The 23,147-nt window shown below is 42.0% G+C and carries 23 protein-coding genes and 1 riboswitch; of the genes, 9 read left to right on the top strand and 14 right to left on the bottom strand.

Features of this window, described 5'->3' with window-relative positions:
* Positions 1–228: 228 nt before the first annotated feature.
* A complete protein-coding gene (rpoE, locus tag H9647_RS24360; RefSeq protein ID WP_191804892.1) occupies positions 229–774 on the bottom strand; it encodes a DNA-directed RNA polymerase subunit delta in 546 nt (181 codons plus the stop codon).
* Between the two features lie 414 nt (positions 775–1,188).
* On the opposite strand from rpoE, the gene H9647_RS24355 reads away from it, so the two are divergent.
* Entirely contained in the window at positions 1,189–2,343 is a 1,155-nt protein-coding gene (locus H9647_RS24355) for a S8 family peptidase (protein WP_191804890.1), read from the top strand.
* Positions 2,344–2,461: 118 nt separating this feature from the next.
* Here H9647_RS24355 and argS read toward each other — a convergent pair whose 3' ends face one another.
* The 10 genes from argS to H9647_RS24305 form a co-directional block, all read right to left on the bottom strand.
* Entirely contained in the window at positions 2,462–4,141 is a 1,680-nt protein-coding gene (gene argS / locus H9647_RS24350) for an arginine--tRNA ligase (protein ID WP_191804889.1), read from the bottom strand.
* Positions 4,142–4,145: 4 nt separating this feature from the next.
* Complete coding sequence (locus H9647_RS24345; RefSeq protein WP_225229553.1) at positions 4,146–4,610, bottom strand: DUF1934 domain-containing protein; 465 nt, start codon at positions 4,608–4,610, stop codon at positions 4,146–4,148.
* A gap of 215 nt (positions 4,611–4,825) precedes the next feature.
* Positions 4,826–5,695, bottom strand: coding sequence for an agmatinase (gene speB / locus H9647_RS24340; protein ID WP_191804887.1), 870 nt, complete (start codon positions 5,693–5,695; stop codon positions 4,826–4,828).
* Positions 5,696–5,711: 16 nt separating this feature from the next.
* Positions 5,712–6,539, bottom strand: coding sequence for a polyamine aminopropyltransferase (gene speE, locus H9647_RS24335; protein WP_191804885.1), 828 nt, complete (start codon positions 6,537–6,539; stop codon positions 5,712–5,714).
* A 294-nt stretch (positions 6,540–6,833) separates the two neighbouring features.
* Positions 6,834–7,232, bottom strand: a complete 399-nt coding sequence (gene mnhG / locus H9647_RS24330; RefSeq protein ID WP_191804883.1) for a monovalent cation/H(+) antiporter subunit G — start codon at positions 7,230–7,232, stop codon at positions 6,834–6,836.
* Complete coding sequence (locus H9647_RS24325) at positions 7,216–7,500, bottom strand: Na(+)/H(+) antiporter subunit F1 (protein WP_160034317.1); 285 nt, start codon at positions 7,498–7,500, stop codon at positions 7,216–7,218. The genes mnhG and H9647_RS24325 overlap by 17 nt, the downstream gene beginning before the upstream one ends.
* Positions 7,500–7,976, bottom strand: coding sequence for a Na+/H+ antiporter subunit E (locus H9647_RS24320; protein WP_191804881.1), 477 nt, complete (start codon positions 7,974–7,976; stop codon positions 7,500–7,502). The genes H9647_RS24325 and H9647_RS24320 overlap by 1 nt, the downstream gene beginning before the upstream one ends.
* A gap of 3 nt (positions 7,977–7,979) precedes the next feature.
* Complete coding sequence (locus tag H9647_RS24315; RefSeq protein ID WP_191804879.1) at positions 7,980–9,464, bottom strand: Na+/H+ antiporter subunit D; 1,485 nt, start codon at positions 9,462–9,464, stop codon at positions 7,980–7,982.
* A complete protein-coding gene (locus H9647_RS24310; RefSeq protein ID WP_160034311.1) occupies positions 9,457–9,795 on the bottom strand; it encodes a Na(+)/H(+) antiporter subunit C in 339 nt (112 codons plus the stop codon). The genes H9647_RS24315 and H9647_RS24310 overlap by 8 nt, the downstream gene beginning before the upstream one ends.
* A gap of 2 nt (positions 9,796–9,797) precedes the next feature.
* A complete protein-coding gene (locus H9647_RS24305) occupies positions 9,798–12,710 on the bottom strand; it encodes a Na+/H+ antiporter subunit A (protein WP_191804877.1) in 2,913 nt (970 codons plus the stop codon).
* A gap of 184 nt (positions 12,711–12,894) precedes the next feature.
* Here H9647_RS24305 and H9647_RS24300 point away from each other — a divergent pair, with 184 nt between their 5' ends.
* Positions 12,895–14,949, top strand: coding sequence for a transglycosylase domain-containing protein (locus tag H9647_RS24300; protein ID WP_191804875.1), 2,055 nt, complete (start codon positions 12,895–12,897; stop codon positions 14,947–14,949).
* Positions 14,950–15,026: 77 nt separating this feature from the next.
* On the opposite strand, the gene H9647_RS24295 is transcribed toward H9647_RS24300, so the two are convergent.
* The gene (locus H9647_RS24295; RefSeq protein ID WP_191804873.1) at positions 15,027–15,536 is read right to left on the bottom strand and encodes a YwhD family protein; all 510 of its coding nucleotides are present in this window, start codon (positions 15,534–15,536) and stop codon (positions 15,027–15,029) included.
* Positions 15,537–15,639: 103 nt separating this feature from the next.
* Here H9647_RS24295 and H9647_RS24290 point away from each other — a divergent pair, with 103 nt between their 5' ends.
* The 5 genes from H9647_RS24290 (at position 15,640) to H9647_RS24270 (ending at position 20,462) form a co-directional block, all read left to right on the top strand.
* Entirely contained in the window at positions 15,640–17,619 is a 1,980-nt protein-coding gene (locus tag H9647_RS24290) for a M1 family metallopeptidase (protein WP_191804871.1), read from the top strand.
* Positions 17,620–17,629: 10 nt separating this feature from the next.
* Positions 17,630–18,466, top strand: a complete 837-nt coding sequence (locus tag H9647_RS24285; RefSeq protein ID WP_191804868.1) for a hypothetical protein — start codon at positions 17,630–17,632, stop codon at positions 18,464–18,466.
* A 236-nt stretch (positions 18,467–18,702) separates the two neighbouring features.
* A riboswitch (cyclic di-AMP (ydaO/yuaA leader) is annotated at positions 18,703–18,842 on the top strand.
* A 4-nt stretch (positions 18,843–18,846) separates the two neighbouring features.
* The gene (locus tag H9647_RS24280; RefSeq protein WP_191804866.1) at positions 18,847–19,314 is read left to right on the top strand and encodes a C40 family peptidase; all 468 of its coding nucleotides are present in this window, start codon (positions 18,847–18,849) and stop codon (positions 19,312–19,314) included.
* Between the two features lie 165 nt (positions 19,315–19,479).
* Positions 19,480–19,983 (top strand): GNAT family N-acetyltransferase, encoded by a 504-nt coding sequence (locus H9647_RS24275; protein WP_191804864.1) that lies wholly within the window; start codon positions 19,480–19,482, stop codon positions 19,981–19,983.
* A 113-nt stretch (positions 19,984–20,096) separates the two neighbouring features.
* Complete coding sequence (locus H9647_RS24270; RefSeq protein WP_191804862.1) at positions 20,097–20,462, top strand: c-type cytochrome; 366 nt, start codon at positions 20,097–20,099, stop codon at positions 20,460–20,462.
* Positions 20,463–20,518: 56 nt separating this feature from the next.
* Here H9647_RS24270 and H9647_RS24265 read toward each other — a convergent pair whose 3' ends face one another.
* Together H9647_RS24265 and H9647_RS24260 are read right to left on the bottom strand one after the other, a co-directional pair.
* A complete protein-coding gene (locus H9647_RS24265) occupies positions 20,519–20,815 on the bottom strand; it encodes a 4a-hydroxytetrahydrobiopterin dehydratase (RefSeq protein ID WP_191804861.1) in 297 nt (98 codons plus the stop codon).
* A gap of 208 nt (positions 20,816–21,023) precedes the next feature.
* Positions 21,024–21,317 (bottom strand): hypothetical protein, encoded by a 294-nt coding sequence (locus H9647_RS24260; protein ID WP_191804859.1) that lies wholly within the window; start codon positions 21,315–21,317, stop codon positions 21,024–21,026.
* Positions 21,318–21,464: 147 nt separating this feature from the next.
* On the opposite strand from H9647_RS24260, the gene motA reads away from it, so the two are divergent.
* Together motA and H9647_RS24250 are read left to right on the top strand one after the other, a co-directional pair.
* Complete coding sequence (gene motA, locus H9647_RS24255; protein ID WP_191804857.1) at positions 21,465–22,265, top strand: flagellar motor stator protein MotA; 801 nt, start codon at positions 21,465–21,467, stop codon at positions 22,263–22,265.
* The gene (locus H9647_RS24250; RefSeq protein WP_191804855.1) at positions 22,252–23,046 is read left to right on the top strand and encodes a flagellar motor protein MotB; all 795 of its coding nucleotides are present in this window, start codon (positions 22,252–22,254) and stop codon (positions 23,044–23,046) included. Before motA ends, H9647_RS24250 begins: the two co-directional genes overlap by 14 nt.
* The last annotated feature ends 101 nt before the right edge of the window (positions 23,047–23,147 follow it).

The following is a 23,147-nucleotide window of genomic DNA, read 5'->3' as shown; positions in this document are numbered from 1 at the left end:
TTGCTTGCAAAAAAACATCCCGCCTCCACGTTCAAGGCGGTCCATTTTTCTTATCTATCAAACTTCCCCTATAAAAAACAAAAAAGCACACCCGAAAAAACGGGGCACTTTTTTATATAAAAACAAGTGTAATTATTGTCGTTCAATCATAAGCCCATGCAATAGTTTACTCGTTTGCATGATCTTTTGTCAAGGATGTTCACAGACTTTATAAGACCAGATTTTAGACTACTTCAACTCTTCTTCATCTTCTGAAGAATCATCGTCGTCTTCTTCCAGGTCATCCTCTTCATCAAGCTCTTCATCACCGATAATTTCTTCTTCCTCATCAGAGTCGTCATCAAAGAGATCTTCATCTTCGTCTTCGTCTTCATCTGGACTGTCGAAATCTTCTTTTTCACTTGCAAATGTGTCTAGTGTATCTTCTTCCTCAACATATTCCTCATCATCATCATCGTCGTCATTGATGATTCTTGGACGTTTCGTACCTGTTACGCCGTCTTCAGACTTATCAATTGGGTACCAACGTTTCAGACCCCAAAGATTGGTTCCTACATAGGCAAAACGACCATCAATATTGATTTCGGTATATAGCTGAGCGATGACATCATTTGCTTCTGTAGCATTCAAACCACGCTGTTTAGCTACCTCTTGCATAAGATCACGGTAGTACATCGGTGTATTGACTGCTTTCAGTACCATAAATGCCAAGTCAACTAACGGCATCTCACGAATTTGCTCTGGATCTAATTTTAATTTGAGTGAGGTACTCACTTGCGGACACTTCCTCTCACACATAATTCACTGACTTTTTTCGTTTCAATAACTTGGATCTATATCTAACATATCCATTAACAAACATAAGTAAAACCTATTTAGCACTAAAATGCAAGTTTTATGTAAGGAGATAATCTTCAAAAACAACTCCGCTTCTTTGAAAGCGAATCCGAAGATAAAAAAGACGGAGGTCCCTCCCCCGCCTTCTGACTGTATCCGCCCTGAAGAAATACTCTTCTACGGGTCCCCGCAAGAGCTGTGAAGCTCTCCATGTATAGTATGAGTATATTTCCATTTTGACACGAACCAAAGGGCCTATTTATCAGAAAAAACAGGCAATTTTCCCATGCGGCTTGGATGTCTTCCTCATAGTATACCTCAAGCATGGCATCCAGAGGGGGACTTCCCAAAATGGACTATTCCACATTTTTAAAAATGATCCATAATGAAATTGGACACACCTCCCGCCCAGCCGGAAGACATCAAATTATTCGTTTTATGAAACCACACCAATACTGGGACTGCCTAGATCAGTTACGCAAAATGAAACCTTCCCTCAGCAAGCTCCAGTATATACGTGCCTCGCATTTAATAAGAGCGCTCATTGTCCCTCTCCCCTCCTCCTCAAGGCTAATTCACTCTCACAGCGAAGTTACTATTGAACAGGACACCCGAATCAAAATCCACTCCGCAGCCGCTCGAATCCCAAAACCAGAAAACAGTCTGGGTGTTCCTTGGGGAGTAAAACAAATCCGAGCGCCTAAAGCATGGTCTACTTCAACGGGACATAAAATTAAAATTGCCGTTATTGATACTGGAGCTGATTACCAACATCCTGATCTTAGACATTCATTAGCCAGAGGAATCAACTTGCTGAATAGGAACATGCTCCCGCTTGATGATAACGGACATGGCACTCATATTGCAGGAACGATTGCAGCAGCCAACAGTATGGAAGGAATTATAGGTGTGGCACCAAGATCCGTTATTTATCCGGTTAAGGCTTTTGACAATCAAGGCTCTGCTTATGTATCGGATATCATTCTAGGGATCGACTGGTGCGTCCGTAATCGAGTAGATATCATTAACATGAGCTTTGGTATGAGAACCAAGAGCAAGGCACTCCTGGATGTCGTTAACAGAGCCACCAAACAAGGTATTGTTATCGTCGCATCTTCAGGAAATGATGGCAAACGAAGAAGCATAGATTATCCAGCAAGATACACTCAAACAATTTCGGTAGGGGCATCAGATGAGAATCGACATATAGCCGATTTCAGCAATCGAGGTCCACATGTAGATATCTATGCACCTGGGAAAAATATAAATTCCTGCTGGGTACAGGGAAAATATCATGAAATGAGCGGAACATCGATGGCAACTTCGCATGTAAGCGGGGCAATCGCCTTACTTATGGCGGAGAGACCCGGTTTATCTCCTGATGAGATCAAGAATCTAATCAGGAAAACGGCAACCCCTTTGCGTTCCCGTAAAGCCACGAGAGGGGCTGAACAAGGCGGAGAACTGCATGCGCTGCGCCTTCTTCGGGAAGGGATGAAACTATGAATCTCATAAACGGCTTAATAGTATCTGACTATGGTAGTTTTATAGGAACTTAAAATCACAAAAACCCTCCCGTTGAAGGGAGGGTTTTACATATTTCATTAGAGATAATTAAAAGTTCTTACATTTTTTCCGGAGCGCTTACGCCTACAAGCTTCAGGGCATTCTTGATTACGGTACGCACTGCACCGAGCAGAGCAAGACGAGCTTGGGTTTGTTCTGCATCATCCGTAATTACTCGTTCAGCTTTGTAATAACTGTGGAACATAGAAGCCAGTTCATATACATAACGAACGATACGGTGTGGTGCATGTCCTTTTGCTGCGGTTGCAATTTCTTCAGGGAACTCACCAAGCTTGCGAAGCAAGTTGTATTCATGTTCTGAAGTCAGCTTGGACATATCAACATCACGCACTGGATAAATCGTTATTCCTTGCTCTTCAGCCTGACGATACACGCTGCATACACGAGCATGCGCATATTGAACATAGAATACTGGGTTCTCATTCGAAGTGGAAATCGCCAAATCCATGTCAAAATCAAGATGAGAATCCATACTGCGCATCGTAAAGAAGTAGCGAATTGCGTCTACTCCCACTTCATCCATTAAATCTTCCATCGTTACAGCTTTACCTGTACGCTTGGACATTTTCACTTTCTCACCGTCTTGGAACAAGCTGACCATTTGAGCAATCAAAACGATCAATTTATCTGGATCATTACCAAGTGCCTCCATGGCTGCTTTCATTCTTGGAATATATCCATGGTGATCGGCGCCCCAAATATTAATCATGGTGTCATATCCGCGAGCATATTTATCACGGTGATAAGCAATGTCTGGAGTCAGATAAGTATAGGTACCATCATTCTTAATAAGCACCCGGTTCTTATCATCGCCATATTTCGTAGTTTCGAGCCAAGTTGCTCCTTCTTCTTCAAAAATCTCATTCCGTTCGCGAAGTTCATCCAGCGCGTTAAGTACTGCACCATTATCATAAAGTGAAGTCTCACTGAACCAATTATCGAAGGACACCCGGAATCGGCCTAGATCACGTTTGATTTTATCGAGTTCTTTCTCTAAACCATAGTCTCTGAAAAATGCTGCACGATCGCTTGGACTCATTTCAAGGAGAGAAGAACCTTTCTCCGCAATTAATTCTTTAGCAAAACCGCGAATATCAGCTCCATGGTATCCGTCTTCTGGCATCTCAACTTCTTGACCTAGCTCTTGAAGATACCGGGCTTCAATAGACTTGCTCAGGTTAAATACCTGGTTACCGGCGTCATTAATATAGTATTCACGAGTAACTTCATAACCTGCAAAATCAAGCACATTACAAAGAGCATCGCCTACTGCTGCTCCGCGAGCATGACCTAAGTGAAGACTTCCTGTTGGATTCGCACTAACAAATTCAACCTGAACTTTACGTCCCTCTCCCAGATTAACCCGACCATAGTCGTCGCCTTGTTCTTGAACAAGTTCAACGATAGGATACAAGTAACTTTTCGTTGAACGAAAATTAATGAATCCTGGTCCAGCGATTTCAGCTGATTCAATCCCTGCTTCTGAAAGATTCAGATGTTCAATGATTTGTTCAGCGATCATGCGAGGATTTTTCTTGGCAATACGAGTAAGCTGCATCGCCGCATTTGTTGCAAGGTCTCCATGATTCTTATCTTTTGGTACTTCGAGTACAATGTTCGGCATTTCTTCCAATGTAACCAGCCCTGCAGATAGTATGGCTTCTTGAATTCCTTTAGTTACCTGCTCGTTAATTAGATCGAGTGGATTGCGTGTCATGATTTTATTGATCCTCCTGAATTTCTATACTAATAGACAATTGTCCTGATTGTTCCTCAAATACATATAAATCATAGCTGAACGAAATCTTCCCCGATAAATTCGACAAGGATAGAGACAGCTCTTTCGTATCGGTAGATAAAGCAAAGGAACTAAAAGGTGAACGATAAAAACCTGGCAGCCTTTTTCCCTGTTCAAATGTTTGCTCTGATTCTACACCACCGTGCCGAATCAGCTTTACACTGTTATCTGTTATCTTCACCGTATTACGAATAGGTTCACTTCCAGGCAGCTGTTCTTCTTCCACATATCGTATATATAAGGCATTGCCTTTCCGTAAAGCTTCACCCACAACCTGCTGATTTACTTTCTCACCATCAGCGACACTGTGAATTTGGAGTTTGACAGGACTCCATACTGACATCATTTTCTTCTCCCATCTATTCATAGGCGTACTTTCTTCATTCATCTTCTATATATTCTATATAGTTTACCGATATTGTTCAAATTTAAATCCTGCCTATAGCTACAAAAAGAACCTGTTTTTTAGTGGAAACAAGGAATTTGTGCCCTGCACGCATAAAAACACCCCTTAAATCCCTGACTACTAAAAATCAGGAAGTTTAAAGGGTGTATTCTTTACGATATTATTTGTGTAACAAATAAATTTTGAAAGTAAGAAGTTTACTTTACAAATCCAAGCAACATTTCACGAAGGAGCTTCGCTGCTACAATCGGAGTCTGCTGTGTAGGATCATAGATTGGAGCCACTTCTACCACGTCGAAACCTACCACATTTACATCTGATCCCGCAATCGCATGGATTGCTTCCAAAAGTTCTTTAGAAGTAATTCCGCCAGCCTCAGCTGTACCCGTTCCCGGTGCTGCAGAAGGATCAAGCACATCAATATCAATGGTAACGTAGACAGGTCGATTACCCATAGAAGGAAGTTCTTTCTTCAACGGCTCGGCCACATCGAACGGATGGAAGTTAATATGCTCACGTGCATACTGGAACTCTTCTCTTGAACCGGAACGGATACCAAACTGATAGATATTCTTTCCACCCATAAGCTCAGCAGCTTTACGAATTGGAGTAGAGTGAGAGAGCGGCTCTCCTTCATACTGATCACGAAGATCAGCATGAGCATCAATATGAATGATCGCAAGATCAGGATATTTTTTATAAGTCGCTTCAATTACCGGCCAAGTCACGAGATGCTCTCCGCCAAGACCCACTGGAATTTTATCATCCGCAAGCAGACCTTCTACATATTCACGAATGACATCAAGACTGCGGCTTGCATTCCCGAAAGGAAGCAGCAAATCTCCCGCATCATAATAATTCATATCTACAATACTTTTATCAAGGTAAGGGCTATACTCCTCAAGTCCAACCGAAGCCTGACGAATATGAGCCGGGCCAAAACGGGAACCTGGGCGGAAGCTTACAGTGTAATCCATAGGCATACCATAAATAACAGCTTTGGCACCCGCATAATCTTCCGAACTGCAGATAAATACGTTACCTGAATAGGCTTGATCAAGCTTCATTTGTAAAAGACCTCCTCTATTTAATCAAATCTTCTACAAATTTAGGCAGCACGAATGCTGCTTTGTGAAGACGCGGTGTATAGTATTTTGTATCAATTTCAGGAATTGAACTCTCATCGACTTCAAGCGGATCATATTTTTTGCTTCCCAAAGTAAATGTCCACAGTCCACTTGGATAGGTTGGGATATTCGCAGCGTACACACGAACAATCGGGAATACTTCCTTCACGTCTTTGTTCACACTTTGAATTAGATCTGCCTTAAACCAAGGATTGTCAGTTTGAGCAACAAAAATTCCATCTTCTTTCAGCGCTTCATAAATTCCTTGATAGAAGCCACGTGTAAAGAGATTCGCTGCAGGACCTACTGGTTCAGTGGAATCTACCATAATAACATCATAAGTATTCTTATGATCATGAATGTGCATGAAACCGTCGTTTACAAGCACTTCAACACGTGGATCTTCTAGCCCACCCGCAATGCTTGGCAAATATTTTTTAGAATACTCAATAACTTTTCCATCGATATCAACCAGAACTGCCTTTTTCACCTGAGGGTGTTTCAGCACTTCACGAATAACTCCACCGTCTCCGCCGCCAACAACAAGAACTTGTTCTGGGTTTGGATGTGTATATAGAACCGGATGCGCAACCATTTCATGATATACGAATTCGTCTTTTTCTGTTGTCATTACCATACCATCAAGTAAGAGCATGTTGCCGAACTCTTCGGTTTTTACCATAGCCAAATCCTGAAAATCTGTTTTCTCACTTACATAAGTCTCTTTAACCTTCATTGTAATACCAAAATTTTCAGTTTGTTTCTCCGTAAACCACAATTCCATCGTTAACTACCTTCTCTCGAATAGAATAAGTGTTCAGCCGTCATATGATCGCCGTAAAATGGCCCTATATAGCAAGGGTTCCCTATGATTTAGGCCAGCTCAGCTGGAGTTCTCCATCGTAAACAGCGTTTACGAAGCGATATGGAAAAGACGTTCCTGGCTCGCACCAGTATGAATTCCGTTTCACTTCTAAATATTGTACTAAACGTTTGTACCTTTAAATGCACTTTTGCATTATACGTTAAATCCGAAATAACTGTAAAGATAATGTGAGCAATATCACTCCGTAACTTTTCATTCGTCTTTTTCATCCACAGCTACTTCTTCTTCCTCTGCTAAAATACGCTTTTTCCCTCGAAGAACAGGGGCTAGTGCATCGTGAACCGTCCCTTTCCAGAGCGGGACGTCTGTACGATAGGCCGCCCGAGCATTAAGATGACCGGCAACAGGAGCAGTCATAAACACAAACAGAATTCCTAAAAGAAGCCTTGCACTTATATACCCGTCGAATACAATGAAAAACAAGAAACTACCAAAAAGGATACATAGAATGCCAAGTGTCGTACTCTTTGTCGCAGCATGTGCACGGAGATAAACATCTGGAAGTCGAATAAGTCCAAAGGCGCTTAGTACACTGATGATGGAACCAAACAGGACTAAGAGCCCGATGAGTATACTAAAGATCGTCATCATTTTCGAGTACGACCCCCCTTTCGATAAATCTTGCAAAAGCAACTGTACTAATGAAAGCCAAGATTCCAATAAGCAAAATAATATCTACATAAGCCTGTGTATGAAGCAGCATGGAGAGAACGGCCACACTTCCTATGAGCTGAATTCCTATCGTGTCGAGTGCAGTAATTCGATCTGCCATAGAAGGACCTTTTAGTATCCGATATAGACAGCCTATTATTGAGATACCTAATAGAAGCAAAGAAATGTTTAGAATAACTTGCAGCATTATCTTGTCACCTCCATTATGGCTTTTTCAAAGGAATCCCGAATGCTTGAAACCATTTCCTCTTCGTCAGACATGTTAAAGGCATGGATATATAAGGTGCGTTTGTTTTTTGAAATTTCCAGCGCAAGCGTTCCCGGTGTTAAGGAGATAAATAGAAATAAAAGCATAATTTCAAAGTCCGAAGTCAGCTCCGTCCGATACTTAAAAGTGCCCGGGGTGATATCCAGCTTAGGTTTCAGTATTGCGCTAATCACCTGAAATGATGAACGAAACAGTTCGACTATAAGCAGTTTCAACAGTTTGATGACAGCCCAGATTCGAACAACATAAAACGGAGTAGGGAAAAAGCGCCGGAAGATTCCAATAATCAAAAGACCAAGCACATATCCGGTCAGGAAACCGGCTCCAGTCCAGGATTGATTCAGAAGCATCCATAAGAAGGCGATGATCAAATTGAGTATCATTTGTCGTGCCATCGATCACCACTCCTTCAGAACGTTATCAATATAAAGATTAGGATCAATTAATACATGTGCTGCTGTAGAGAGCACAGGATAAAGAACTTCAGCAAATATCCCTATTCCGATGATCAGAATAAACAGGAACCCTGACGGAACAAGCAGTCGATTCACAGAAATCTGTATCGTTCCTCCGTGGATCGTCTTATCACTGCCCCAGAATGCATAGATGAACACCCGCAGCACAGAGTACAACATAATAAAACTCGCAATCACAGCAATGCCTGTAAGTCCATAGAGGCCCGCGTCAAGTCCACCTTCAAACAACATCAATTTACCTGGAAATCCACTAAGTGGAGGTACTCCGGCAAGAGCAAGCGCGGTAACAAAGAACATCCAGCCGAGTAACGGATATTTCTTAATCATTCCGCCCATATTGTTCAAATTAGATGTACCCGCAGCAGCAATGAGTGCTCCTCCGAGCAAAAAGAGCAGTGATTTGATAATCATGTCATGTACGAGATAAAACATCAGACCTTCAAGTGCCAGCTTGTTGCCTGCAGCCATACCAAAAGCAACAAATCCAACACCAGCTACGACATTGTAGACAAGTATTTTGTTAACATCTTTATAAGCAATCGCTCCGATAACTCCAAGCAACATCGTCGCTCCTGCCATCCAGCCAATAATGGCATTTGTAAATTCCGAATCATGATAGAAGATTAACGTGAATACTCTTACGATGGCATATAGACCTACTTTGGTCAGCAAACCAGCGAATAAGGCAGTAACAAGAGCCGGCGGCGCTGCGTACGATCCAGATAGCCAGAAAAAGAGAAACAGCCCCGCTTTAATGCTGAAGATCAGCAAAAACAATAAAGCAATGACACCTAAAATCCCATCTTGACCTACTTCAGCTACTCGTACAGACAGATGCGCCATATTAATGGTTCCTGTCACAGAGTACAAATACCCAATAGCTACTACGAGTAAAGACGACGAAACCATATTAATGAGCACATATTTCAGTGACTCTCTAAGCTGACGTTCTGTATTTCCCAATACCAAAAGCGCATAGGAGGAAATCAGCATCAGCTCGAAGCAAACAAACAAATTAAATAGATCACCTGTTAGAAAAGATCCATTTACACCCGCCATTAAAAATTGAAAAAATACATAAAAGTGATGTTTCTCCCGCTCTTCTGTAATGCTGTGAAAAGCATAAAAAGTACAGGAGACCGAAATAACGGAAGACACCAACACTAATAAAGAAGCAAGTGTATCTGCAACAAATACAATGCCGTATGGAGCCGCCCATCCCCCCATATTAAGAAGCTGAAGCCCTGATGTGGACACCGTATAGAATAAAAAAGCGGTGACCAAGAGCGTAACTATTGAACCAATTCCACTGATCAGGCGCTGCATCCGGACTGATTTCATAAAGAAAATGAGCAAGATTCCGGTTAGTACAGGCAAGAAGATGGGAAGAACAACCGCATTATTCATATTTCGGCCCCCTTACTTCTTCCATATCGTCCGTTTTTAACTTCAAATAGGATCGATACGCAAGGACGAAAAAGAATGCCAAAAGTCCAAAGTTAATAACTATGGATGTTAAAATTAATGCCTGTGGCAGCGGATCTACGTAATTCTCGGCCTTCTCTCCTAAAAGGGGAGGTGCTCCCGTCTTTAGACGGGCCATGGTCATCAGGAGTAAATGTACACCATGAGTTAACAAGGAAAGACCCAGTACAAGACGAAGCAAACTCCTTGAAAGAATTAAATACACCCCTATAGCAAACAGAATACCTACGGTAACACTCATAATAATTTCCATAACTAACGGTCCTCCCCGATCTGTAAGATGATCGTCATGGTGACACCCAAGACAGCCATAAACACCCCAGTCTCAAATAGAGTAGCTGTCGTTAATTCCACTTCCCCCAGCAAAGGAATATCGAAATATCCAAATGCCTGACTCATAAATGGTAAGTCAAAGACAAAGGAACCAGCCGCTGTTGCCAAAGAGATTAAGAGCCCCCAGGCGATAACTGTACGATAATCTATGGGTAGAATCCGGCGAAGAGTATCTGTATTAAACGCAATGGCTAAAAGAACTAAAGCGGATGCGGTAACCAGTCCACTAATAAAGCCTCCGCCTGGTTGATGATGTCCTGCAAAGAACAGATAGAGTGCAAAGATAAGGATAATGAACACGATAATTTTGGTACTCATCTGTAGGAACACATCGTTACTGCGAAGTGGAACACTGTTCCAACTCTCCGGATTTGAGTTACTTTTCTCGTCTTCCGTTGAATCTTGCTTCTCCTTTGCGTGTGTATGATGAGAAGATCCTAAGTCTTTTCCATTCAAATTGAGATTAATCATGGAATAAATAGCAAGTGCTGCTACGCCTAAGACCATAATCTCAAGCAATGTATCAAAACCTCTAAAGTCAACCAGCAGTACATTAACAATATTTTTTCCGCCTGCCAGGTTGTAACTTTCTGCGGTATAGAATTCAGATATTGTTTCGAGCTGTGTCGTCCCGCTGGCAGCAAGAGCAATCAGCATGACAATAATACCTACACCAATAGAAATGATCAGATTTACAGATTTATATTTCTTGCTAGATTTTGGCGTAAGTTCAGGAAGATGATAGAAGCACAATAGGAAAAGCGCTACGGATACCGTCTCCACGACCATCTGGGTCAAGGCGAGATCTGGTGCACGGAATAACACAAAGAACAAACTGACCAGATAACCAACCGCTCCTGTCAAAATAACAGCCGATAAGCGATGTTTAGCAAAAGGTATACAGATCGCTGTAACAACGAGCCCTACAAGTAAGATCGTTTCGTACAACATAAAGGAATCATACCCACTGAAATTCCATTCTATATTCGTTGCATGATAGAAACCGTAGCTGATCAACACGATCATAAATACAAAGATATAGATAAGATAGTTCCGAACCGAACCATTCATATAGGTTTGGGTCCAGCGTTTAGAAAATCGATGCAAAGCTCGAAATATAGAATGATAACCCTTGTTGATGGTATAAACAGGGATGTACTCTTCATACACCGTTTTCCAGCGGGGCAATAATTTATAAGAGATAACACCCAGTACAACGACTCCTACCGTCATCCATAATTCTGGAGTAAAGCCATGCCAGAGATACAAATGAACGTCAAATCGTTCCCCTTCAGCGAGGAGTGGAGATAACACGGAAGCCATTGCCGGTTCAATAATTGACGAGGATAAGATGTCAGGATAAATACCGGTGATTAATACCATAGATATAAGAATAAGGGGAGGAATCAACATTCCAATTGGAGCTTCATGCAGCTTTTGGAGTGGAGTATCTGTTTTGTTCTTACCAAGGAAGGTACGAAACACAATAACGAGTGAATAAATAAACGTCATTACACTACCGATCCAGGCAAGTACAGGAAAAATAATCCCCCATGTGCCAAGGCTAAATATAGAAAAATCCGTTACTTCAAGTGTAGCTTTGAAGAACATCTCCTTACTGATAAATCCATTGAATGGCGGCAGGCCGGCCATAGAAAAGGTACCAATCAGCGCAACGGTAAATGTTAGCGGCATGATCGTGATTAACCCGCCCAGTTTCCGGATATCACGTGTACCCGTCTCATGATCTACAATCCCTGCCATCATAAATAGGGAGCCTTTGAACAGAGCATGATTGAACAGATGAAGCAATCCTGCCATTGTAGCTGTGGTATAAAGCAGAGACTCTGAGCCATAACCAAAGTAGAGTGCCGCTGATCCTAGTCCAAACAAAGACATAATTAGCCCCAGCTGCGATACGGTGGAGTAAGCTAAAATTGCCTTTAAATCTGTTTTCTTTATAGCAATCAGTGCACCATACACCATCGATATCGTCCCGACCAAAGATATGATCCAAAACCAAGTTGCTTCTCCGCCAAAAACGGGTGTAAATCTGGCAACAATATAAATTCCTGCTTTGACCATGGTTGCCGAGTGTAAATATGCACTAACAGGTGTTGGCGCCTCCATTGCATCAGGCAGCCAAACATGGAACGGAAACTGCGCTGATTTGGTGAAAGCTCCTATTAAAATTAAAATAAGAGCAGGAACAAACAAATGATGTTCTGCAATATTAGATACAGATGCGATCGTCTCCCGAATACTGTAGGATCCGCTGATCAGATACAGCAAGATAAATCCAGTTAGCATGGCGAATCCACCAAAAACAGTAATCAGGAATGACTTACTCGCGCCGCGGATCGACGCTTCTTTCTTGTGATGAAAAGCGATAAGTAAAAAAGAAGCAATACTTGTAAGTTCCCAGAATCCATACAAAACCATCATATTATCTGAAAGAACGACACCAAGCATGGCACCCATAAACAAGAGCAGATATAGATAGAAACGATGCAAAGCCTGATCCTGTTTCATATAATAGATGGAATATAGTACAACCAATGAGCCAATACCAGTAATAAGCAGCGTTAACAGTAGGCTTAATCCATCCAATAAAATGGTGAAATTAATTCCAAGGGATGGCATCCAATCTATCGATTCATTAATCAAATTCCGGTTACTTATTTGTGGAATCAGGCTAAGAAAGTAGATAAATAAGACAAGCGGGATGGTTAGAACTGCCCAGCCCAAGTGAAAGCTGCGAGACAAACGTTTCATAAAGGCTATCCCAACTCCAGCAAGAATGGGGAGCAGAATGGCCGCATGAATCAAGTACACAAATACACCCCCTATGTAAAGTAAAGAATCGAAAAGTCATAGAGCCGAGTTAGCATGAACTAGACTTTATGTTAACCTTTACCCTAAATACCTATGTAGAGAATCTGTACAAATCGTGAATAATGGATGAATTGTATTCCCATAATGAAATATAAGGCTGTTTTTTAGAAAGGAGACCTATGTGATGCCAGAATCTACAGATCAGTCAAAAATGCAATCCTCTCGCACCAAAAAGATTCTGAAGTGGTTAGCAGGAATAACCGTACTGGGTCTGATATTTGCTGTTGTACTTCTTGTCTATCTATATGCGACTAGTCTTCCTCTTGCAGATAATGACCATAACTCCAGGCTCTTTGATATAGATGGTGAAGTTATTGCCACATTCTCTCCCGAAGGGAAAGATTCAATTCCGGTCAAGTTAGACCAAATCTCACCTGATCTAACCCAGGCTACCATTTCGGTAGAAGATCGAAAGTTCTATTCTCATTTTGGGTTTGATTTAAAAGGAGTGGCTCGTGCCATTCTTGTAAATATAAAAGAGATGAACATGTCCCAAGGGGCTAGTACGATCACACAGCAACTGGCAAGGAACTTGTATCTGTCACATGAAAAAACGTGGTCCCGAAAAATAAAAGAGGCCATATACACGGCACAACTTGAAATGAAGTACACCAAAGATGAAATTTTGCAAATGTATCTTAACGAAATCTACTACGGCCATGGTGCCTATGGTATTGAATCTGCAGCGCAAATGTATTTTGGCAAATCTGCAGCCGATTTAAATTTAGCGGAAAGTGCAATGCTTGCCGGTATTCCAAAAGGACCGACCTATTACTCTCCCTACAACAATATGAAAAAGGCGAAAGATCGGCAAAAAGTTGTGCTAAGTTCAATGGTCACTACCGGATCCATCACGCAAGAGCAGGCTGATGAGGCTTATAATGAAATGCTTGATATCAAGCCGAAAAGTCAGCCGAAGACAAACGAAAAAGCTTCCTATTTCCGAGACTATATTCGAAACGTAGTTGTTAATGATCTGGGGATTGATTCAGCGAAATTGGAACATGGCGGTCTTAACATTTACACTACCCTAGATATGCAAATGCAAGAAGCTGCTGAGGAAATAGTAGCTAGTAGAATGGATAAAGAAAGTGATCTTGAAGTAGGTTTAGTATCCATTGATCCGAGAAATGGATATGTGAAGGCCATGGTCGGAGGAACAGACTACAACTCCAGTCAGTACAATCATGCACTGGCGGATAATAGGCAGCCGGCATCCTCTTTTAAACCGATTATGTACTTGGCTGCCATTTCATCTAAACAGATGACGGCTATTTCACAATTCGATAGTAAACCGACTGTGTTCAAGTACGATAATGATCGTAAAACGTATGAGCCAAAAAACTTTGGCGATAAGTATCTTGGACCCATTGATATGAGAAAAGCGATTGCCGTCTCTGATAATATTTATGCGGTGAGTACTCTTATGCAAATCGGAACGGACCCTATTATTGAAATGGCCAAAAAACTGGGGATTACGAGTTCACTTGATCCCGTTCCATCGCTGGCGCTGGGTACATCGCCTGTCAGTCCTTTTGAGATGGCTTCCGCTTATTCAGTTCTTGCTAATGAGGGACTTCGGAATGCCCCTATAGCCGTGCTGAAAATAACCGACGCAGCTGACCGAATTGTGTACAAAGTGCCAGAACAAACACCTGAACAAGTGGTAGATACTGCTTCTGCTTATGTAGTGACAAGCCTCCTTGAGAGTGTCTTTGATACAGGGGGAACAGCTCATCGGGTAGCAGATAAGATCAAGAGACCGGTTGCTGGAAAAACAGGCACTACCAGTTCAGATGCTTGGCTTGTAGGTTATACGCCAGAATTATCAACAGCGGTATGGGTAGGATATGATAATAATCAGGAGATTACTACAGCTGAAAGCCGAAGAGCCGCTCCTATTTTTGCAGAGTATATGGAAAAAGCGCTCGAAAACGTTCCACCGAAAATATTCCCGGTTCCTGAAGAGGTAGTTAGTGTCTATATCGACCCTTCTACCGGAAAACTTGCTGGAGAAAACTGTGAAAGTCGCAGGCTTGAAGTTTTTGTTCGTGGTACAGAGCCTACGGAATACTGCGATGAACATGAAGCAGAACCGAGTTCAGATGGAGAAGAAGAAATTCAAAATGACCGAGATGATTCTTGGTGGAATCACTTCAAACGTTGGTGGACGAATTAAGGATCAGTCCGCTTCTAGCTATTACAATATAAAGAGGGTTTCGGCTGAATGCCGAAACCCTCTTCTTTTGTTACCATTTAGTTCGTCTCTAGTGCCTGTTTAAGCTCCTCTGGAGCTGCATTCCACCAATCTTCATTATGAGAAATAAGCAGATGCTTTAATGCTGCCTTATCTTCATTTCCCAGCTCATCTAACATGATGCGACGCTTCATTGCATAATCCATTTTGTTTACATGGTCAGCGAGAATCTTCCAACCGCGTTTTGCTTCCGTATCAATCAACATCTCACACGCCGTTGCTCCCGCATACAATTGACCTTCCGCAGTGCGATCTACCGCTACCCATACTAACCACACTTGCCGGCCATTCGGTACATCTGCTTTTTCCGTAGAAAATTTAATGCCGCGTTCTACCTTACTCTTTGCATGCATCGCACCAATATCAATGGTAGCAACGCCTCCATCAATGATGACAGGGGAAACATTGTTCAAATCAATCGAACCTGAACCGAAACCTTTATGCTTACTCTTGCTGTTAACAATATTTAAGGCAATCTGCTTCTTGCCAATTTGACCGTTTTGCTCCATTTTTATGGCCTCCAAAAGTTGATACCAATATTTTAACTAATATTTCTCCGCTTGCAAACATATACATGCCTTAGATGCTTGTCAAGTGGGAGGTATTTAACGTATGACCCCAGTTCGCGCGAAAATGGTTCTATCCTCTGTTCTTGCTATTTGTGTTCTCGGCGGCACACTGCTGCTCAGTTTAAGCCAAGCTCCATCTACGCAATCTGCCCTTGCGCCGATACCGGGCAATATAAATGCCCCAGTGCCTGCGCCCACAGAGGGAATTGTACAGACACCGCTTGCCGAGGTGCTTAGTGACCGAGTAGTTGAATATCACATTGATGTTCAACTAACAGAAGACCATGTCCTTAAAGGCACTTCTACCTTGACATGGACTCATCCGGGTAAAAAAACGGTGAGCGAGCTTTATTTTCATTTGTATCCCAATGCGTTCGCCTCAGATGAGACAACCTTTATGAAAGAATCAGGAGGCAAACTCAGAGGAGATGCGATGCCGAAAGATGGATACGGATCTATGAATCTTACGGAAATTAAAACACCAGACGGTCTCTCTCTCCTCCATCGCATTCAATATGTGCAGCCCGATGACGGAAACATACACGATAAGAGTCTGGTCAAAGTCCGTTTGCCAAAGCCTGTAAAAGGAGGAGAATCCATTACCCTCCACATGTCTTTTGAAGTTGATATGCCTCAAATCTTTGCAAGGATGGGTTCGGCAGATAACTTCGTTATGGCAGGACAGTGGTTTCCCAAACTAAGTGTTTATGAACCAGTCGGAACACGCAACCGAAAGACCGAAGGATGGAATTTACATCAATATCACGGTAATTCCGAATTTTACTCAGACTTTGGGATTTATAGCGTACGCATCGCGGTACCTGATAATTATACCGTAGCAGCAACCGGTTTCCCAACCAAACCTTATTATAAAAAGGACGGCCAGCGTATTTATCAGTTCTATGCTGACGATGTTCATGACTTTGCTTGGGCCGCTTCCCCCGACTTTGTTGTTGTAGAAGAACCGTTCTCCGCACCAAATGTGCCTGGAGTCCGAATTAAGCTTTTTCTAGACCCTGCTCATGCTGATCTTAAAGACCGCTACTTGTATGCAGCCAAATCAGCACTATCTAATTTTAGCAAATGGTACGGTAAGTACCCCTACTCCACATTATCCATCGTAGTACCTCCCAAAGCTGGGAATGGTGCCGGCGGAATGGAGTATCCTACCTTGATTACCGCCTTTGGCGCAGATGATACATCACCTGGCTATGAGCTGGAGCGAACAGTCATTCATGAAATTGGACATCAGTATTTCTATGGCATGATCGCAAGTAATGAATTTGAAGAAGCATGGCTTGATGAGGCCTTTACCTCCTATGCTGAGGATCGCTTAATGGAACAAGAGTATGGTATTTCATCCAACATTCCATTGCAGTCAGGTTATATTACCTCTCCTGCCTCCCTCACACAGGAAGCGTGGAAATATGATTCACAACAGCATTATGCAGAAAATGTATACACCCGCGGAAAGCTCATCTTGCGTGCTATTGAGCAGCAGATCGGCATCAAAAAAATGGACAAAGTAATGTCTACCTATGCCGCTAAGTATCGTTTTAAACATCCGACAACGAAAGATTTTCAGACCGTTGTAGAACAAGTTACCCGCAAGTCATGGGCTACTTTTTTTGATCAATATGTATACAGCAACATGATGGCTGACTTTGCCGTAGACTCGATTTCAATTCAGGATGAAAGCACAGAAACGGAAACGAACTATATCTCAACCGTAAAATTGACTAAGAAAGCAGGAGACTACGCCGAAATTCCAGTGGTATTTGCCTTTAAAGATGGTCATATGATTCGCAAAGAATGGGACGGAAAAGATGCAAATATTATCTACAATCTTACGTATAAGGAACCTATAGAATGGGTCATGGTAGATCCTTCCTACTCGATCGCCATTGAGAATAAACATATAAACAACTATATGAGCGCTGAAGTAGAAGAAGAGATACAGACTCGGTTTAATATCAGCATTACGAAACTGATTGAGACCCTGCTTGGAAGTCTGTCATGGTGAGGTGTAGTCGATGAAAGTCTATATATCAGAAGGATTTAAGTCTATGAGAGAGCATTATTTTGTTGTATTGTTTCTTTTTATATACCAACTGGTCTGGGGAATGTTTCTTTATAAGATTGTTTCTTCTGCTGTGGTGCCTCTGTTGATGCGCTATCCGGATCCTCCACCCCACGAACTCAGCAAGGTGCTATTTTGGATGGAAGGTCAGCTTAGTTTATCGGTAAGCCCGCTAGTTCATCAGTACGCCTGGCTGCTAGTCCTTATGTTCCTCATTCGAATGCTGATGACCCCGCTCATTCGGGCAGGCTTACTTCACAGTCTGCATGAACAAGGGCATACAGCAAAAGGACTGGCTTTCTTTCAAGGCATTAAGCAGCACTGGAAAAAAACATCTCTCTTCTATTTTATAGAGGTCATACTATTACTCATCCCTGCTTACTGGATTGTTCCTGTTATTCTCCCGAATCTTATTACAGCTATTTATAATCTGTCTGTTCTTACCAAAGTTATTCCTTACCTTCTCTTATGGATGATCTACGGCTATGCAATTAAGCAGCTGCTGCTCTACTGTCAGATTGGACTCATTGGGAAACGTAGCGGATCAGTGTCGATATGGATCTGTATCCGGTATGCCGTTCCAGTAGCCTTGGTCTCCCTATTGCTCGGTTTCATTACGCTAGCCATATTTGGCTCATTCACAGCCGTTTCATTCATTTGGACGGGACTTCTAGCTCTAATTCTACAGCAATCGTATCATCTCATTCGGTCCATTATGAATGTGTGGAAAATCAGTGCTCACTTCAGTCTCTGGTATTCAAAAAGTAGCTCTGATAACTCCGGAAGTTAGCATTAGTTACTTCTTAGAAAAAAGATAAGCCTAGCTCATTATCGTATGAGTCAGGCTTATTTTGTATTTTTTCCCTGAAAACGATTGCCAAATTTACACATATTCTGTTACAATAAGCCCAGAACATGTTGTGACAACTTTGTAATCTATTGTAACTAAATTAATCAAGCTGTTATCTTACATAATCATTTGATTGTTTTATGAATTGGAAATACATACGTCTTCACAGGTACATATCATCAGATACGCCAAATTCCTGGTACCTGGGAAGCGGGGGAACCATATTACGGGTGAATTGATCTCGCAACAGAGTGGTCATAGGGGAACCTTCTACCGAATCCTTAAGCTAACCTCGCAGGCATTGGAAGGAGTTATTTTTTTTGAAAAAGACATTAACTGCTGCAGCGCTAAGCCTAGCAATCGCATTATCCATTGGAACAGGGAGTGCATTTGCTGATTCCAAGATGGACAAGGTTATTGAAAGCGTTCAGGGAACAGATTATAAATACGGTGGAACTACACTTAGTGGTTTTGATTGTTCTGGTTTCACGATGTATGTATTCGAGAAGCTTGGGATCGAATTGCCAAGACAATCCGGTTCACAATTCAACATGGGTAAAGAAGTCTCACGTTCTGATATTAGAACGGGCGATCTTGTATTCTTTAACACCAGCGGTAAAGGGGTATCCCATGTAGGTATTTTTGTTGGAGATGGTAAGTTTGCACATGCTTCTTCTTCTAAAGGTGTGACCATCAGTAAGCTTGACGAAAATTACTATGCAAAGCGTTATGTAGGTGCAAAACGAATTATGAGTACAGAGCAGTTTGAAACGGCTACTATTGAGTAGTATTACAATATCATTACCCTAAGAACTCGACCTTGACTACTTTTTCCACAAAAAGTAATCAGGTTCGAGTTTTTTATTTATCCCACACTCCAAAGTGCTTGCCTTGCCTCTCCCCCAGCCTGTAGAGTGTTAGGGAAGACAAATTCTAGGTGAAGGAGTGATCCTATGACACAGGTAAACCCTATTTTCCGAGTCATGCCTATGACTGAAGAGCAAGCGGCGGAGATTAGTACCTGGCAGTACGAACCTCCCTATAATATATATGGCTGGCTGCCTTGGGATCAGATGAAAGCTTTAGAGATTGAGTTTGGAGACCCCGTGCTAAGAGCACAGCAATATTTATCTGTAGTAAGGGATCAAGAGCTACCTGAGCTTTGTGGTTTTGCTCAACTTTTTCCTATGGAAGGAGTCACTCGGCTTGGTTTCGGCATGAGGCCCTCTTTGTGTGGTAAAGGATACGGTCCATCCTTTGTATCTTCTGTTGTACGTGAGGCTCGAAGAAGGAATCCACAACATGTCATTGATTTGGAGGTGCTAACCTGGAATATAAGGGCCATTCGAGCGTACGAAAAATCCGGGTTTGTTATTGATGACACATATGAGCGTTTAACTCCTGAAGGATACCAATTATTCCATTGCATGGTTTATGAAAAGACACGTCCTATTTAGGCATGTTTGCATTTTCTCACTTTTGTTTAAATATTTACCATAAAATACTATGAACCTGAAGCCGGTTACATTATAATGAAATAAGGAATGTACATAGTAGGAGGACACTACAAATGAAGAAATGGATCATGAGCGGTTTGTTTTTCTTCGCTTGCGCTTTTGCCCTCGTGTTAATGTTTACGGTACAAGGAAGAGAACAAGAGATGGCAGAAGAAGCCGGACCCGTTATGCCCCAGGTAACTCTGGACGCTGCAAGTGCTGAGGAAAAAGCTAAAGGAAGCTGTATCTCTTGTCATGGAAACCAGCTTGAAGGAGGAGTAGGTCCTTCCTTGCAAAAAGTTGGTGCTGAATCCAATGCCGAGCAGCTTTATAAAACGATTAGTAAGGGTAAAGGCGGAGGCAAAATGCCTGCTTTTGAAGGGCAACTTTCAGAAGAAGAAATTGCGAACCTTGCTCTTTGGTTATCCGAGAAAAAATGAATGAACAAAACACGCCTTATCATCTCCCTTCAGAGAGACGATAAGGCGTGTTTTCATTACACTTGCATCATTCTGTTGTATGCTTCGTTATATTGCTGAGCCTCTTTAATATCAATAGCAGTGATGCCCCCATCGTCCCAAGAAGTAAGTCGTAATGTAACTACTTTATGGTCGATCGTAATGAAAGGGTGATGATTAAACGCTTCGGAGATTAAACCTACTTCATCCACAAAAGCTATGCCTTTCATAAAGTTGGTGAATATAAATTTTCGAACAATCCACCGACCTTCCTCGTACTCCCAACCTTCGAGTTTATCGAGATGAGCTTCTACTTCCTCTTGCGTAAAGACCATCGTTCAATCTAACCTCCCCTAATCAAAAACGTATCCATATCAGCATGCCCGGTGCCTTTGTAGATACTCTAGCTTGTGGGCTTATATAGTATGCCCTATTGCACAAGCCTATCACTGGAAAATAGGAAGCCGTTCGCTTCCCGAACGGCTTTATTCGTGTTCCATCTTATCACGGAAGGAATGTTAAATCCAGTTGTAACCCGTTTCTCTAAATCAGGGATACAAAGTCCAGTTCATCATCCCCGATAAGAATATTCAGACGGTGGAGTTCTTGATCATGAATAACAACACCGCTGCCCACGCTAATCATTTTCTCAGATCCCAAAGCGAAAAACAGATCCTCTGCAAGTGCTTCATCTACTTCCAAACGATCTTTATCCCCCAGTCGCGCCCATTCTTCTTCCTCCATCTCGAAAAAGATATACCGATCCGGTATTTTTCCAAGAGCCTGAATTAAATCTTGCGAAATATCATTATACTCGCGTCCATGTTTTACGCCCATTTGAATGTTCACTCCATTTCCATATCGTAGTTCTATTATACCGAAAATAAACCTTCATAAAAATGAATCACATGTCGATAAATAAAATAAATGAGCCGGATGTCTCAATGAAAGGATTCAGATTAAATCTCACGGACGAGGTGTATCATGGAAATTTCAACTATTATCGGATTAATCTTGGGAATCGTTGCTCTTGTATTTGGTATGATCCTGAAGGGAGCACCAATTATCAACTTGGTAAATAACCCTGCGGCATACCTTATCATTTTTGGCGGTACCATTGCCACAATATTCATGGCATTTCCCATGTCTGAAGTCAAAAAAATACCGAAGCTGTTCAAGATTGTCTTCACAAAACCTAAACTTATCGACAAAGTTACCCTGATTAGTATGTTTGTCGAGTGGGCTTCCATTACTAGACGAGAAGGTCTACTTGCGTTGGAGTCAAAAGTAGAAGAAATCGATGATGATTTCCTTCGCGGTGGTATGCGAATGATTATTGACGGTAATGATCAAGAATTTGTACGCGACGTACTTATGGAAGATATTCATGCAACCGAAGATCGCCATAAAGTAGGTGCTCTTATTTTCTCACAAGCAGGCATGTATGCTCCAACTCTCGGTGTACTTGGAGCGGTAGTTGGTTTAATAGCAGCTCTGGCTGATCTGAGCGATATGGATAAACTGTCTCATGCCATTGCAGCTGCTTTCATCGCTACCTTGCTCGGTATTTTCTCAGGTTATGTGCTTTGGCATCCCATTGCTAACAAACTGAAGCGTATGTCTAAACTGGAATCAGAGATCAAACTGATGATGGTGGAAGGGCTCCTTTCCATTCAATCAGGTGTTTCTACCATTGCAATTAATCAAAAATTATCTGTATTCCTGACACCGCGCGAACGCGCTGAACTTGCTAAGAAGGAGGGAGGAACAGGTGAAAAAGAGTAATAAACGCCATGAAGAACACGAAGAACATGCAGACGAAAGCTGGCTCTTGCCTTATTCAGATCTCATGACACTCCTATTGGCCTTATTCATCACCTTGTTCTCCATGAGTTCCGTAGATGCTAAGAAGTTTGAAGAGATGTCACAGGCACTTAGCAGTGCCCTTAACGGAGGAACAGGGGTCCTGGAACATTCCTCTTCTTACGACGCGGGCTCCGGGGCTGATCTTGGTAAAAACAAGAGCCCTTCCAGCAATCCAAATACTGCGACAGATGCTGCACTTGCTAAAAAGGAACAAGAAGATCTAGAAAGATTAAAGAAGCAGCTCGATGATTATATTGGCAAAAACGGTCTTACTAATCAGCTTAATACGAAACTCAATCAATCCCAGCTTATGATTACCATCGCTGATAATGCTCTCTTTGCATCAGGAGCTGCGGATGTTAAACCAGAGGCAAAAGTGCTTGCCAAAAATATCTCCCGGATGCTTGAACAATTTCCCTCTTATGATGTCATTGTTACCGGCCATACAGATAATATGCCTATTAGCAATTATAAGTACACAGATAACTGGGATTTGAGCAGTGACCGTGCACTGAACTTTTTAAAAATCGTACTTCAAAATTCTAAATTGGATCCTTCCAAATTCACCCCAAGTGGATATGGTGAATATCATCCAGTGGAGTCGAACGCTACGGCGGAAGGTCGCGCAAAAAACAGAAGAGTTGAAATCTCCATCATTCGTAAATATAACGGTGAAACAAAAACAACGAATGTACAATAAATAAAAGACTCAAAAAAAGAAGCTTGAACTGAACCCTATTAAGTAGACAGTTTTAAAAAAAGGATGCGCTGCTGTTTAAGCGGCAATGAGATGACTTCGGT

It is taken from the genome of Paenibacillus gallinarum (genome assembly GCF_014836635.1).
GTDB classification, from domain to species: domain Bacteria; phylum Bacillota; class Bacilli; order Paenibacillales; family Paenibacillaceae; genus Paenibacillus; species Paenibacillus gallinarum.
Note: the sequence above shows the minus strand (reverse complement) of the source record. Positions and strands in the feature narration are given on the sequence as shown.